This window comes from Microcystis sp. T1-4 (genome assembly GCF_000297435.1).
GTDB lineage: Bacteria > Cyanobacteriota > Cyanobacteriia > Cyanobacteriales > Microcystaceae > Microcystis.
This window is the reverse complement of record NZ_CAIP01000338.1, coordinates 1-516: the sequence shown is the minus strand read 5'-3', so window position 1 is coordinate 516 and position 516 is coordinate 1. Positions and strand designations below refer to the sequence as shown.

Sequence of the window (516 nt, the reverse complement as noted above, 5' to 3'; positions counted from 1 at the left end):
GACTGTCCAAGAGACCTCAATTGACTCCCCAAGAGTCGCTGTGGTGGGAGCAGTAGCGTCCGTGACTACTAAATCAGCAACATCAAGAGTGATGGGAACCGCAAAGGTGTTGTTATTATCATTACTTTCCCCTTGATTATTATTGCGGTCAGCCACAAACAACAAATAACGATCGCCTGTTGCCGTACTAGGTAAAGTTACATTACGGGTAATGGTATAGCTTCCATCTGCTGCCAAGGGTGTTTGACTGGAAATATATTCCCCAGTGAGATATGTATCACTACTGTCATAAATTTGGTCAGTAGAGACATAAACATAGTCATACCAATCTTGATTAGCTGTACCAGTTCCCTGATTGGTGACTGTCCAAGAGACCTCAATTGACTCCCCAAGGGTAGCAGAGGTCGGTGCTGTCACTTCTGTAACAACTAAATCAGGAGCATCAAGGGTGATGGGAACTGCAAAGGTATTGTTATTATCATTACTTTCCCCTTGATTATTATTGCGGTCAGCCAC

General features: G+C 43.8%; 1 protein-coding gene. It reads right to left on the bottom strand.

Annotated elements, in window-relative coordinates; all coding sequences use genetic code 11:
* A partial coding sequence (locus MICAI_RS16950; protein ID WP_039900441.1) for a CARDB domain-containing protein occupies window positions 1-516 on the bottom strand: 516 nt, incomplete at both ends.